Annotated in this window: 12 protein-coding genes; 11 read left to right on the top strand and 1 reads right to left on the bottom strand. The window is 28.3% G+C overall.

The features are described 5' to 3' along the window. Window positions 1-218: 218 nt before the first annotated feature. Window positions 219-806 carry a rubrerythrin gene (gene rbr / locus ACYUEW_RS15570; protein ID WP_003486830.1) on the top strand — a complete coding sequence of 196 codons (588 nt, stop codon included), beginning with the start codon at window positions 219-221 and terminating at the stop codon, window positions 804-806. Between the two features lie 295 nt (window positions 807-1,101). Then, on the top strand, window positions 1,102-2,556 hold the full coding sequence (locus tag ACYUEW_RS15565) for a cell wall-binding repeat-containing protein (protein ID WP_460277195.1): 1,455 nt from the start codon (window positions 1,102-1,104) through the stop codon (window positions 2,554-2,556). A gap of 178 nt (window positions 2,557-2,734) precedes the next feature. Here ACYUEW_RS15565 and ptsG read toward each other — a convergent pair whose 3' ends face one another. Continuing rightward, the gene (gene ptsG / locus ACYUEW_RS15560; protein WP_460277193.1) at window positions 2,735-4,765 is read right to left on the bottom strand and encodes a glucose-specific PTS transporter subunit IIBC; all 2,031 of its coding nucleotides are present in this window, start codon (window positions 4,763-4,765) and stop codon (window positions 2,735-2,737) included. 449 nt (window positions 4,766-5,214) lie between these two features. On the opposite strand from ptsG, the gene ACYUEW_RS15555 reads away from it, so the two are divergent. From ACYUEW_RS15555 to ACYUEW_RS15515, 9 genes are all read left to right on the top strand, one after another. Then, window positions 5,215-5,862: an undecaprenyl diphosphate synthase family protein gene (locus ACYUEW_RS15555; protein WP_003486824.1), complete on the top strand. Its 648-nt coding sequence runs from the start codon at window positions 5,215-5,217 to the stop codon at window positions 5,860-5,862. 167 nt (window positions 5,863-6,029) lie between these two features. After that, on the top strand, window positions 6,030-6,575 hold the full coding sequence (locus ACYUEW_RS15550) for a ferritin-like domain-containing protein (RefSeq protein ID WP_043031785.1): 546 nt from the start codon (window positions 6,030-6,032) through the stop codon (window positions 6,573-6,575). Window positions 6,576-6,671: 96 nt separating this feature from the next. After that, on the top strand, window positions 6,672-7,097 hold the full coding sequence (locus ACYUEW_RS15545; protein ID WP_042385253.1) for a hypothetical protein: 426 nt from the start codon (window positions 6,672-6,674) through the stop codon (window positions 7,095-7,097). Window positions 7,098-7,401: 304 nt separating this feature from the next. Beyond that, window positions 7,402-7,827, top strand: coding sequence for an RrF2 family transcriptional regulator (locus tag ACYUEW_RS15540; protein WP_003486818.1), 426 nt, complete (start codon window positions 7,402-7,404; stop codon window positions 7,825-7,827). Window positions 7,828-8,021: 194 nt separating this feature from the next. Continuing rightward, on the top strand, window positions 8,022-9,908 hold the full coding sequence (cooS, locus tag ACYUEW_RS15535) for an anaerobic carbon-monoxide dehydrogenase catalytic subunit (RefSeq protein WP_460277190.1): 1,887 nt from the start codon (window positions 8,022-8,024) through the stop codon (window positions 9,906-9,908). 150 nt (window positions 9,909-10,058) lie between these two features. Further along, on the top strand, window positions 10,059-10,502 hold the full coding sequence (locus tag ACYUEW_RS15530) for a 4Fe-4S dicluster domain-containing protein (RefSeq protein ID WP_030034527.1): 444 nt from the start codon (window positions 10,059-10,061) through the stop codon (window positions 10,500-10,502). A gap of 201 nt (window positions 10,503-10,703) precedes the next feature. Further along, on the top strand, window positions 10,704-11,930 hold the full coding sequence (locus tag ACYUEW_RS15525; protein WP_460277188.1) for an NAD(P)/FAD-dependent oxidoreductase: 1,227 nt from the start codon (window positions 10,704-10,706) through the stop codon (window positions 11,928-11,930). Window positions 11,931-12,099: 169 nt separating this feature from the next. Next, window positions 12,100-12,771, top strand: coding sequence for a response regulator transcription factor (locus tag ACYUEW_RS15520; protein WP_134864534.1), 672 nt, complete (start codon window positions 12,100-12,102; stop codon window positions 12,769-12,771). Next, window positions 12,759-13,856 (top strand): sensor histidine kinase, encoded by a 1,098-nt coding sequence (locus tag ACYUEW_RS15515; protein WP_460277185.1) that lies wholly within the window; start codon window positions 12,759-12,761, stop codon window positions 13,854-13,856. Before ACYUEW_RS15520 ends, ACYUEW_RS15515 begins: the two co-directional genes overlap by 13 nt. The last annotated feature ends 18 nt before the right edge of the window (window positions 13,857-13,874 follow it).

The following is a 13,874-nucleotide window of genomic DNA, read 5'->3' as shown; positions in this document are numbered from 1 at the left end:
GGATAGATATGATCTTAAATAAAATATGTACTAAAAATAACAAATAATAATTATTATTTAATAATAAGTATTGACAAAATTTTCTTTATAAGTTAGAATATAATTGTAATTAAAAATTAATTTTAAGCTATTAAATTGTTTATTAAATTATATGAACTGTTGATAATATAACATAATATATAAATATATAAATATATAAATATATAGGAGGGTTTTTTATGAAATCATTAAGAGGTACAAAGACAGCAGAAAACTTATTAAAATCTTTTGCAGGGGAATCCCAGGCTAGAGGAAGATATACTTATTATGCTAGTGTAGCTAGAAAAGAAGGTTTTATACAAATCTCAAACATTTTTATAGAAACAGCAGAACAAGAAAGGGAACACGCAAAAAGATTTTATAAATTTTTAAAGGAAGATCTTCAAGGTGATGCTATTGAAATTACTGCTTCATATCCAGTTGCATTATATGATAATACTGCAGATAACTTAAAGGCAGCAGCTTCTGGTGAAAATGAAGAATGGACAGAGTTATATCCATCATTTGCAAAGGTAGCAAGAGAAGAAGGTTTCCAAGAAATTGCAGTGGCTTATGATATGATATCAAAAGTAGAAAAAGAACATGAAAAAAGATATCTTAAATTATTAGAAAATGTAGAAAATGATAAAGTATTTAAAAAAGATGAAAAAGTACTTTGGAAATGTAGTAATTGTGGATTTATCTATGAAGGAACTGCAGCACCAGAGAAATGCCCATCATGTTTGCATCCAAAATCTTATTTTGAAATAGCCTGTGAAAACTATTAATATATAAATATTTAGTGATATAAGTTATTTTAAAGGCTCAGTTAGTAAATTTTTATAGAACTATAGATTTTTATATTAAATACAAAAAGCTATGAAACAGAGGGATAACACCTTAATTTCATAGCTTTTATTTTACAATGAATCAAGTAATATTTAATAAAATACATCTTTAAATAGTGTTATGTTCTATATCTAAAATTTATAAATGATTTATTAGCATTTTTTCGTCTTATACATAATATAGATATGATGTAGTTAAAACTAAAAAATTATTGTGTTTAGGAGGAACGTTAAAATGAAAAAGATTATGGCGTTGGTAATTTCATCGGCTATAGTATTAGGAGGAAAGGGTGTAGTAGGAGCAAAAGGAGATTATAATGTAAATAGAATAGGTGGAGAAAATAGATATGAAACATCAATAAATATAGCTAAGCATTATAATAGTGAAAAGTTTGAAAATGTAATCATAGCGAATGGAAATAATTTTCCTGATGCTTTGGCTGGATCTGCGCTTTCAAAAAAATTAAATGCACCAATATTGTTAATTGATGAGAATATAAATTCTAGTAGAGAAACTATTAATCTTATAAAAAGTAAACTTGTTAAAAATGGTTCCATATATATATTAGGAGGAGAAGGGGCCGTTGATAGGGTATATGAAGATTGGCTTAAAGATCTTGGATATAAAAATATTAAAAGGTTAGGTGGAATAAATAGATTTGCTACAAATAAAAGTGTTGTAAAATCATTAGATGTAGAAAAGGGAAGTCCAATAGTTATTGTTAATGGTTTTGGATTTGCAGATGCTTTAAGTGTGTCTAGTCCTGCAGCGTCAAAGGGATATCCAATTTTTATGAGTAATTCAGATAAGTTACCTAATGAGATAAAGGATATAATAAAGGATATATCACCTACTAAAGCTTTTATAATAGGTGGAGAAGGTGTAATAGGAAATAGTATTGTGGATGAATTAAAAAATATTGTACCATCATTAAATAAAGATGATATAGAAAGGGTTGATGGTAAAAATAGATATGAAACATCTTTAAATGTATGCAGGAAGTTTAATTTGTCATCAGATACTGCTGTCATTACCAGTGGAGAGAATTTTCCAGATGCTTTATCAGGAAGTGCTTTAGCTTCTAAGATGGATGCTCCTATAATATTAACAGATGGTGTTAATGTATCACAGCAAAAGGAATATTTAGATGATAATAATTATAAAAACCTTATTTTGTTAGGGGGAACAGGAGTTATAAATACTGAATCACAGCGTATATTAGAAAACAAACCAGTTATTTCAGATAAAGATGCTAAAAACTTGCTATTTAATGGAGATGAAGAATTTAAGAAAATGCTTAAAATAGAAGTTCATAAAGAATCTTATATAGATTTAGCTGGAATAAGCTATGCTCCAGTGAAGGATGATCTAAGTAAATATGATTCTATATATGATTACTTAAATAAAAATTTTAAGCTTAACACTTATTATACAGAAAATTTTATAAAAAACATGATAAGCTTTGCATTTAAAAATATAGATGGACAATGCTATATGAGATATGGAAATCCTGAACCAAGGCTTATTGTTAAGAATGCTAAAATTATAGAAAAAAAATATGATGGAAATAAAGTTTATGTTTCTCTAAAAGGTTATTATCATGGTCAAAAAGACATAAGTACTTCAAAAGCTACATTGATATATGATGGAACTAAATGGGTTATAGATGAGTTTGATAATTGGTATTAGGTTAATTTATAAATAAATTTTAAATGTAAAAGGCTATGGAATATATGTTTATACCTTAATTTCATAGCTTTTATTTATAATTATAGATGATGTTTATGTTTAAAAATTATTAAAAAAATAAGCTTAAATCTTATTTAATTTAAGATTTAAGCTTATTTTTAAGTTCTTTTGTTTTCTATTATTTTAATTTAATGATATTGTCTTCTCCAGCTTTAACATGGTTGCCAAGTTTAGCAATTTCTAATTTTTGATCATCAGTTAAATTAGTAAATATTATTGGAGTTATTATTGAAGGAACTTTATCCTTAATTTTATCAATATCTACCTTTAATATTGGATCTCCTGCTTTAACTTTAGCATCTTGTTCTACTAAGGCTTCTAAGCCTTCACCTTTAAGATTAACTGTATCTATTCCAAAGTGAATCAAAAGCTCAAGTCCGTTTTCTGCTGTTATTCCTATAGCGTGTTTAGTTGGAAATACTGTAGTTATTATACCATCTACAGGTGATAATACAGTTCCATTTTTAGGTTCTATAGCAAATCCATCACCCATCATTTTTTGAGAGAAAACTTCATCTGGAACATCAGTTATAGAAAGTATTTTCCCTTCTATTGGAGATACAAATTTATCTTTAGAAGAAACTTTTACAGTTTCTTTTTTAGGTTCTTCTATCTTAACATCTTTAGTTACAGTTTTTCCGGATATAACATCTTTAATTTGCTCTTTTAACTGATCAGATTTTGGTCCAAAGATAACTTGTATATTATTACCAACTACCATAACTCCAGAAGCGCCTAATGATTTAAGTTCTTCTTTATTTACTTTATCAATACTATTAACACTTACTCTAAGACGAGTTATGCAAGCATCTAAGTTAGCTAAATTTTCTTTTCCACCTAAAGCTTCTAATACTTTAGCCGCTAAAGAGCCTTCAGAAGAATGGCTTACATTTTCAGTATTTGTATCATCTTCACGACCAGGAGTTTTTAGGTTCCATTTTCTTATAGCGAATCTAAATCCAAAATAATAAATTACGGAGAAAGCTAAACCTACAGGAATTACAAGCCACCATTTAGTTCTGTTTGGAACTACACCAAATAGGATAAAATCTATAACTCCCCCGGAGAATGTCATACCTATTTTAATGTTTAGTATGTGCATTGTCATGAAGGATAAACCTGCAAATAAACAATGTATTGCAAATAATGCCGGTGCAACAAATAAAAATGAGAATTCAATTGGTTCTGTAATACCTGTTAAGAATGCAGTTAGAGCAGCAGAGGCCATTATACCACCAACAAGTTTTTTCTTTTCAGGTTTAGCCTCTTGATATATAGCTAAAGCTGCTGCTGGAAGTCCAAACATCATGAATGGGAATTTACCAGTCATAAAAGTACCAGCTGTAAATGGAACAGCATCTTTTAATTGAGCAAAGAATATAGTTTGATCACCGTTTACTAATTGACCAGCTTTATTCACATATTCACCGAATTGATACCAGAATGGGTTATAGAATATATGATGTAATCCAAATGGAATTAATGCTCTTTCAATAACACCAAACACAAAAGCCGCTAAAGTTTTATTAGCATCTATCATATTATGAGAAAAGGTATTTAATCCACTCTGAATTGGTGGCCATATAAATACCATTATTAAACCTACAAAAATTGCAAAAGTTGCTGTTACTATCGGTACGAATCTTTTACCTGCAAAGAAGCCTAAATAAGAAGGTAATTCTATATTGTAATATTTCTTATATAATTGAGCCGCAATAATACCCATTATAATACCGCCAAATACTCCAGTTTGGAGAGTTGGTATACCTAAAACACTTGCAAATTCAGGGTGAGATTTACCTATTAATCCTGGAGTTATACCAGTTACAACACCCATAGTAACATTCATAATTAAGAATCCAACTATAGCTGCAAGTCCAGCAACACCTTCACCACCAGCGAGTCCTACTGCGACACCTACTGCAAATAATAGAGCTAGATTAGCAAAAACTATATTACCAGATTGCTCCATAACTTTTGCGAAACCTTGAAAAACAGGGGAATTTAATGCTGGAGCTAGTTTTAAAAAAGCTTCGTTTTGAAACATATTACCAAAAGCCAATAAAATACCAGCAGCAGGCAATAATGCTACAGGAAGCATTAAAGCTTTACCAACTTGTTGTAAAATACCAAATGATTTTTTAAACATAAATAAGTTCTCCTTTCATATCATACAATAAATTTATTTTATTAATAATATTGTTTACTAAAATACAAAAGGCATGAGCAAAACTTTAAATAAGATTAAAAAGTGTAGAATACACCTATAGTAATCTTAAATATTAAAGTCTCACTCATGCCTGATCGAATCAGTAACACGTAAACTTAACTATTAAATTTATATATACTATATCATATATTTTTTTTATTATCAATATAAGTTTTAAAAAATATATATAAAAATTAAAATGTAATTAATAATTTTTTAAATTTTTATGTATTTAGACAATATGAGAATATTCAAAAAAACAATAAAGCATAAAAATATATTGTTTTATAATAATGGTTGTTTTTTAAAATAATTATAAGTGTTTAAAAATACCATTATTGCGCATAATAATGGTAATTGAAATATTAAAATCCAAAGGAGGATAATTTATGAGAGTACCAAACCATATTGGTATAATTCCAGATGGAAATAGAAGATGGGCTAATAATAAGGGAATGGAAAAGCAGTGTGGATATGATTTTGGTCTAAATCCAGGGCTTATGCTATTTAGACTTTGCAGAGCAGCGGGAATAAATGAGATTACATATTATGGTTTCACTACAGATAATACTAAAAGACCTAAAGTACAAAGAGAATCTTTTACAAAGGCCTGTATTGAAGCAGTAGAAATGTTATGTAATGAAGATGCTTCACTACTTGTAGTAGGAAATACAGAATCACCAATGTTTCCGAAAGAACTTCTTCCCTATACAAAGAAAAGAAAAGTATTCAAAGAAGGTGGGATAAAAGTAAATTTCCTTGTAAATTATGGTTGGGAGTGGGATCTTGAAGCTTTAGAAAATAATAATTTAAGTAGTAGAAATAAAATAAATAAACATATAAAATCCACGGATATATCAAGGGTAGATTTAATAATAAGATGGGGAGGAAGAAGGAGATTAAGTGGATTTTTACCAATACAATCAGTATATTCTGATTTTTATATAATAGAAGATTATTGGCCAGATTTTAAACCAGAGCATTTTTATGGAGCATTAAAATGGTATGATGAGCAGGACATAACGCTAGGTGGTTAAATTTAGTATAAATAAATTTATGCACTAAATTTAATATATTAATATTATGGCGCATAATATCATATATAAGATAATCTACTATATAAACAAAATGGTAGATTAGGTACAAGATTTTCCTTATTGAATATAATAGAAATTGTGAAGAAATAAAATGAGGAGATATTTGTATGTATAATATGCAACGGATGATGTGCTGTAGTTTTTACGGAATGGATTTTACAAAACATGATTTTAATAAGGCGCTAGAGTTAGTAAAGGGTGCGGTTCAAGGTGAAAGAGAAGATGAGCTTTTATATGACTATTTAATAAGTAAAGCACCTACTAATGAAGAAAAAGAAATCATAAGAACTATACGAGATGATGAAAGAAAACATAGAAAAATGTTTAAATTTATATACAAATTTTATACGGGGAAAGATATAGAAGCTTCAGATGGAGCAGAGGACTTTGAAAAGCCTGAATCTTATATAGATGGAGTAAAAAAAGCTTTGTTCGGTGAGTTAGCTGCAATGGAAAAGTATAGAGAAATAAGAAAGGGACTTCCAAATAGATATCATAGGGATATGGTTTTTGAAATTTTAACAGATGAAATAAAACATGCAATTAAATATAATTATATAATAAGTACAACTCATAAAAAAAATAAAAGAATTACAGAAGCAGAAGAAAATATAGCTATGAATAACCATGAGATGAGAACAATAATGTGGTAATTTATAATCAAAAATTTATATTAAATATGGAACCAATAATATATACAATGCATAACATAATAATGTAATTTAAAAAATATTTAATGAGGTGTAATTATGAGAGATTGCAGTATGAGTAAAATGCCAGCGAAAATGAAAGAAAAGCCAATGGATAAGAAACCAATGTATGATGATATGGAAATGCATCATATGCATCAAATGTGTCACCCAATGCCAACTCCATATATGTCTTCCATGATGGGAATGGATAATATGATGGGAATGTACTCCATGATGGGAATGGATGATATGATGGGAATGCATCCTATGATGGGAATGCATCCTATGATGGGAATGGGTCAAATGCCTATGCAGGGAATGATGAATCCAATGCAAGGAATATGTTTTATGATGATACCATGCCATATGATGGGAATGCATCCAATGATGCCAATGCATATGCATCCTATGATGCATATGAAGGATATGAAAGGTATGAAAGATATGAAGTGTATGGATGAAGATTATATAGATATGGAATAACAGTATTATAACAAGTATATTTATTTTATTATTATAAAATAAAAGGTACATAATAATGATATATACTATTATTAAGATTTTTGTTATAACTAAATTTTAGTTTTTAGGGCCTATGCTTAGGTTAATATTTATTTAAACATATAGTGTTTTGTAAGAGTAATATATTATAGTAGTATATATCCATGTGCCTTTTATAAAATATATGTATAAGATAATAGAAATTTTAGTTAAAATTATTGACAGTTTTATAACAAAGGAGTATATTTAAAGTATACTCATTAAGTATACTTTTAGGAGAATAAATATGAAAATTACACAAGAAGCGGATTATGCATTAAGAGTTATACTCTATTTATCAAAATTAGGTTATGGAGAAAGAGTAGAGGCTAGAATTATATCAGAGCAAGAAGGATTACCTTTAAGATTTTTACTAAAGCTTCTAAGAAAACTTACAAAGTCAGGAATAGTAGTATCCTTTAGAGGTGTTAAAGGCGGATATGCATTAAATAAGCAGCCTAAGGATATAAATCTGAAAGATGTAATAGAAGCAATAGATGGACCAATTTGTATAAATAGATGTATATATGATCCTAGGTATTGTAATGCAGGTAAAAATGGAAATTGTGAAATACATAGGACTTTATGTAAAATACAAAGAAAACTTGTAAGTGAATTAGAAGCTGTAAATTTTCAAGAAATTTTAGATCAAAAGGGGTCGATAATTCTATGAAAATTAAAAAGATAGAACATTGAAACTTTGTTTATGTAAAAGTATACCTAAAAGGTCTATTTTTAGAATAGGAAATTTGTTGTTAGGAGTTAAAAATATAAGTAAATATATGAAAAGAAAGGAATTAAATATATTCCTTTTATAAATAAATAAAACTATACCAAATAGGTAAACATTATGAAGGAGGATGGGTTATGTCAATGTGTACAAATTGTAAAACTTGTAAATCAGCAGATAAAGTTCTTCAAGGATTTATATCTAATATGGATATGGAAACTTCTCATCATAGGGTAGAGGATCAAAAAATAAAATGTGGTTTTGGTCAGTTAGGTGTTTGTTGTAGACTTTGTGCAAATGGTCCTTGCAGAATAACTCCAAAATCACCAAGAGGAGTATGTGGTGCTAATGCAGATACTATAGTTGCAAGAAACTTTTTAAGGGCAGTAGCAGCAGGAGCAGGATGCTACCTACATATAGTAGAAAATACTGCAAGAAACTTAAAAGCCACAGGGGAAAATAAAGGAAAGATAAAAGGAGAAAAGGCTTTAAATAGATTAGCAGAAATCTTTGAAATAAAAGAAGAAGATATATACAAAAAAGCAGTTAAAGTAGCAGATATGGTTTTAAAAGATTTATATAAACCAAGGTATGAAAAGATGGAAATAGTAGAAAAAATGGCCTATAAACCAAGATATGAAAACTGGGAAAAGCTTAATATATTACCTGGTGGGGCTAAGTCAGAAGTTTTTGATGCTGTAGTAAAAACTTCTACAAATTTAAACAGTGATCCTGTAGAAATGTTATTACATTGTCTAAATCTAGGTATATCCACAGGCCTTTATGGATTAACATTAACAAATTTATTAAATGACGTAATGCTTGGGGAACCAGTTATAAGACCTGCTAAGGTTGGATTTAGGGTTATAGATGAGAATTATATAAATATTATGATAACAGGACACCAACATTCAACTATAGCACACCTTCAAGATAGATTGATAGATAAAGATATAGTAGAAATGGCTAAAAAAGTTGGAGCTAAAGGTTTTAGATTAGTTGGATGTACCTGTGTAGGTCAAGATTTACAATTAAGAGGAGAACATTATAAAGAAGTATTCTCAGGCCATGGTGGAAATAATTTTACCAGTGAAGCTATAATTGCTACAGGAGCAATAGATGCTATAGTATCAGAATTTAACTGTACATTACCAGGTATAGAACCTATTACAGAAAATCTAAAAGTAAAAATGATTTGTCTAGATGATGTAGCTAAAAAATCTAATGCAGAGTATTTAGAGTATTCTTATGAAGATAGAGAAAAAATCAGTGAACATATTATAAAAGAAGCGTTAAATGCATATAAAGAAAGAAGAAAAAATATCAAAGTAAACATACCTAGAGATCACGGTTATAATGATGTTATAACAGGAGTAAGTGAAGTTTCTCTTAAAGAATTTTTAGGTGGAACTTGGAAACCACTATTAGATTTAATAGCGGAAGGAAAAATAAAAGGGGTAGCTGGAGTTGTTGGATGTTCTAACTTAACAGCTATGGGACATGATGTATTTACAGTAGAGTTAACAAAGGAACTTATAAAAAGAGATATAATAGTTCTTTCAGCAGGATGCTCTAGTGGTGGACTTGAAAATGTAGGTTTAATGTCAACCTCAGCAGCTTCTCTTGCAGGAGATAATTTAAGATCAGTATGTGAAAGCTTGAAAATTCCACCAGTACTTAATTTTGGACCATGTCTTGCTATAGGAAGACTTGAAATTGTAGCTACAGAATTAGCTAAAGATCTTGGTATAGATTTACCACAGCTTCCATTAGTTCTTTCAGCACCACAATGGTTAGAGGAACAAGCTTTAGCGGATGGAGCATTTGGATTAGCTTTAGGATTACCATTACATCTTGCTATATCACCATTTATAGGAGGTAGTAAAGTTGTATCCAAGGTATTAACAGAAGATCTAAAGAATTTAACTGGAGGACAATTAATAATAGAGGATGATGTAAAAAAAGCTGCAGATAAACTAGAAGCAATAGTTTTGGATAGAAGAGAGAAATTAGGACTTAAATAGTCATTTCAATAATTATATTTTTACGTTGATCTGAAATTTAAGCTAATATTGTTTCGGATCAATGTAAAAATATTAGCTACAAGATTAAATTCAAAATGATTTAATATGATTATTATATTGGTTTTTAAATGAGTTAAGGGGGAATTCTTTATGAAAAGAATTATGATAAACAAGGATTTATGTGAAGGATGCCTAAACTGTGTTCTTGCCTGTATGTCAGAGCATAATGAAAGGGGAAAATCCATATATGATTTAGATTTAGAAGATAAGGTTAATGAAAGTAGAAATCATATAGAGTTAGATATGCTAGGTAATAAAACCCCTATATTTTGTAGACACTGTGATAATCCAGAGTGTGTAAATACTTGTACAACCGGAGCTATGAGTAAAGACGAAAAGACGGGTGTAGTATCTTATAATAAAGATAAATGTGCAGCCTGTTTTATGTGTGTAATGAACTGTCCCTATGGAGTATTGAAGGCAGATGAAAAGAACAGTAAAGTCATAATAAAATGTGATTTGTGTAATGAAAGAGAAATACCTAGATGTGTAGAAAACTGCCCTACAGGAGCTATTTATGTAGAAGAAATTTAAATTATATAATACAAGATTAAATAATCTACAGTGTTTTAGTTTAAGATTTTGTTAAGAATAAAGTTAACATTTTGTAGTTTAGATCATAAAATAAAAAATAGAATGGAAATAAACTACCAGAGATTAGTATGAAATTTTCTTTAATAAAAAGATAGATTTTAAAATACAATGAAAAATATTAAGGCTCAGGAGGTAAGTAATATGAAATATGTAGTAATAGGGTCTAGTGCAGCAGGAATTTCAGCAGTTAAAACCTTGAGAAAATTAGATAAAGATTCACAAATAGTTATGATTTCTAAAGATGATAAAGTATATTCAAGATGTTTATTACATCATTTTATAGGTGGAAACAGAGAAATAGAAGGATTATCTTTTATAGAAAAAGATTTTTTTGATAAGTATAATGTAAAATGGATAAAAGGTAAAAAGGTAGAAAATATAGATATAGATAAGAAGATAGTAAAGGTACAAGGTGAAATTTCAGAACATTATGATAAATTACTTATATCCTCAGGTTCGTATGCTTCTATACCACCAATTAAGAATTTAAGAGAAGCTAAAAGAGTGTATACACTAAGAGATTTAGACGATGCTATAGATATAAAAGAAGAGGCTAAAAAAATTAAAAAAGCAGTGGTAATAGGAGCTGGATTAGTAGGCATAGATGCTACTATGGGATTAATAGAAAATGATGTAGAAGTAACTGTAGTAGAAATGGGTAATAGAATGCTTCCTCTTCAATTAGATCAAAAGGCATCAGAAACCTATGAAGAATTATTTAGAAAACATAATGTTAATATAAAAACTAATGTAGGAGCTGAGGAAGCTTTAATAAATGAAGATGGCAATGTTTTCGGGATAAAATTAAACAATGGTGAAACAGTAAACTGTGATATTGTAATTGTAGCAGCGGGAGTTAGACCTAATATAGATTTTATAGATACTGAAAAAATAAAAATAGAAAGAGGAATAGTAATAAGCGATAACTGTGAAACAACAGTTAAAGATATATATGCTGCTGGGGATGTAACTTTTAGAGCTCCTATATGGCCGATAGCTATGAAGCAAGGAAGAATAGCTGCTCATAATATGGCAGGAGAAAAAAAATTATTAGATGATAATTTTGGTGCAAGAAATTCTATGAATTTTTTAGGGGTATATACTATATCTTTAGGTATAGTAGAACCACAGGATGAAAGCTATAAAGTAGATATAATAGATAAAAATGGGGTTTATAAAAAAATAATACACAAAGATGGAATTATATATGGGGCTATACTTCAGGGAGATATAGCTTATGCTGGAGTATTAACAGAACTAATAAAAAATAAAATAGATATATCTAAAATAGATAAGGATATATTTGATATAAGTTTTGCTGACTTTTTTAATATAAAAGAAAATGGAGAATTTAGTTACAGAAAATAAGGAAAATATTTAGTGTTTCCATCAGGCTGTTGATAAACATATTTTATCAACAGCTTTTTAATTTGTATAAAAAGTATTTTTAAGTTTTTAAAATAATAATAATTGATTAACATTGAGTTAACATTAATAATGATATAATTTTAAGAATGCAAATAGGGAGGAAGTAAATATGCGTTTACTAATTATAGAGGATAATATTGAGCTTGCTAATTCAATGAAAATGGGATTAGAAAAAATGGGATTTCATATTGATGTATCTAATACAGGGTCAGATGGAGAAGAAAAAGCTAGTATAAATGAATATGATGTAATTCTTTTAGATTTAAATTTACCAGATATAGATGGAATAGAGATATTAAATTATTTAAGAAGTGAGTCAATTGAAACACCAGTAATAATTGTTACTGCTAGAGATGAAGTAGAGCAGCTAGCTTTTGGATTAGATAATGGAGCAGATGATTATATAACAAAACCCTTTAAATTGTTGGAACTAAGAGCGAGGATTCATGCGATAATCAGAAGGTTTCATGGAAGAACAAATCCTATTATAAATATTGGAAATCTTCAACTAAATCCTATTACACGAACAGTAGAAATAGAGAATAAACCAGTTGCTTTAGCATCTAAAGAATTTGACATATTAGAATATATTTGTTATAGACATCCAGCAGTGGTATCTAGTGAAGAAATTGCAGAACATATTTATGATGAGAATTTCGATCCATTTTCATCTGTATTAAGAGTACATATTGCAAGGCTAAAAAAGAAATTAAGTAATGCTTCTGGAAAAGAAATTTTAATTAATATTAGAGGAAAGGGATATGTTTTATGTATAGAGTAAATATAAAAAGCGGTTTAGCTATAATTATATATTCTATAATCTTAACTTTAGTGTTAGGAATAGACATTTATGGTTTTAAAATTTCATTTAGTAAATCACCAGAAAAAGTGGTTATGGATAAGGCCAATGTTTATATGATGGATAAAAATGACTACGAAAACGTAATTTCGTTTAAAACAATAAAGCCTTCCATGAGTAAGATAACAGAAGTAGGCCAAATTGGAAGTGTTTATGAAAATATTGGATCTAAAAAATTATATATGTTTATATTTATGTTTTTTATTGTGCTAGTAATATCATCTTTTTTATTATGGATAAAATTAAGCCACATACATGATAAAGAGATGAAAAATATTATTAAAAAGTTAAATGTATTAGATGATAATATAGAACCTGATATAGTAAGTAAATCTTTTGCAATGGCCTATGAGAATGTCAAAAATAAATTTAATAAAAATTTAAATGACTACAAAACATTAAATTCTTATTTATCCCATGAACAGAAGAATGCTATATCCATTTTAAGAACTAATTTAGAAGCTGATGGAAATTATCGGTATATTAAATTTATTGACAATATTTCAGATAGTATAGATGATATTTTAACACTAAGTGATATAAGAGATGATAAAAATATGACAGAGGTAGATGTTTCTTTAATATGTGCATCAGTTTGTGATACATATCGAAAGATATATAAACATATAAATTTTCAGTTTGATGACGAAAGTAACACAACTATTTTGGCTAAAGAAAGATGGATTTATCGTGCTATAAGTAATTTAGTAGACAATGCTATAAAGTATGGTGGAGGAAATCCTATTGAGGTAACTGTAAAAAATAAAAATAATAGTGTCATTGTTACTGTTAAAGATAATGGTATAGGAATAGAGAAAAATTCCATAGAAAAAATTTTTAATAATAAATACAGGATTAATGAATTAAAAAAAGATGGATATGGAATAGGATTAAGTTTGGTTTCTCATGTATGTGAATTGTGCAACGGATTTGTGATAGCAGAAAGTGAATTAAATAAAGGTTCTTGTTTTTATTTATCCTTTTGTGAATATAAAAAAACCAATTAACATTGAATAAACAATTGA

The organism is Clostridium sp. CTA-1 (assembly GCF_054768215.1).
This window is presented reverse-complemented; position numbering and strand designations above follow the sequence as displayed.

Excerpts from the sequence above, each read along its gene's own strand:
- rbr (WP_003486830.1), top strand. The coding sequence starts at position 219 with ATGAAATCATTAAGAGGTACAAAGACAGCAGAAAACTTATTAAAATCT.
- ACYUEW_RS15565 (WP_460277195.1), top strand. The coding sequence starts at position 1,102 with ATGAAAAAGATTATGGCGTTGGTAATTTCATCGGCTATAGTATTAGGA.
- ptsG (WP_460277193.1), bottom strand. The coding sequence starts at position 4,765 with ATGTTTAAAAAATCATTTGGTATTTTACAACAAGTTGGTAAAGCTTTA.
- ACYUEW_RS15555 (WP_003486824.1), top strand. The coding sequence starts at position 5,215 with ATGAGAGTACCAAACCATATTGGTATAATTCCAGATGGAAATAGAAGA.
- ACYUEW_RS15550 (WP_043031785.1), top strand. The coding sequence starts at position 6,030 with ATGTATAATATGCAACGGATGATGTGCTGTAGTTTTTACGGAATGGAT.
- ACYUEW_RS15545 (WP_042385253.1), top strand. The coding sequence starts at position 6,672 with ATGAGAGATTGCAGTATGAGTAAAATGCCAGCGAAAATGAAAGAAAAG.
- ACYUEW_RS15540 (WP_003486818.1), top strand. The coding sequence starts at position 7,402 with ATGAAAATTACACAAGAAGCGGATTATGCATTAAGAGTTATACTCTAT.
- cooS (WP_460277190.1), top strand. The coding sequence starts at position 8,022 with ATGTCAATGTGTACAAATTGTAAAACTTGTAAATCAGCAGATAAAGTT.
- ACYUEW_RS15530 (WP_030034527.1), top strand. The coding sequence starts at position 10,059 with ATGAAAAGAATTATGATAAACAAGGATTTATGTGAAGGATGCCTAAAC.
- ACYUEW_RS15525 (WP_460277188.1), top strand. The coding sequence starts at position 10,704 with ATGAAATATGTAGTAATAGGGTCTAGTGCAGCAGGAATTTCAGCAGTT.
- ACYUEW_RS15520 (WP_134864534.1), top strand. The coding sequence starts at position 12,100 with ATGCGTTTACTAATTATAGAGGATAATATTGAGCTTGCTAATTCAATG.
- ACYUEW_RS15515 (WP_460277185.1), top strand. The coding sequence starts at position 12,759 with ATGTATAGAGTAAATATAAAAAGCGGTTTAGCTATAATTATATATTCT.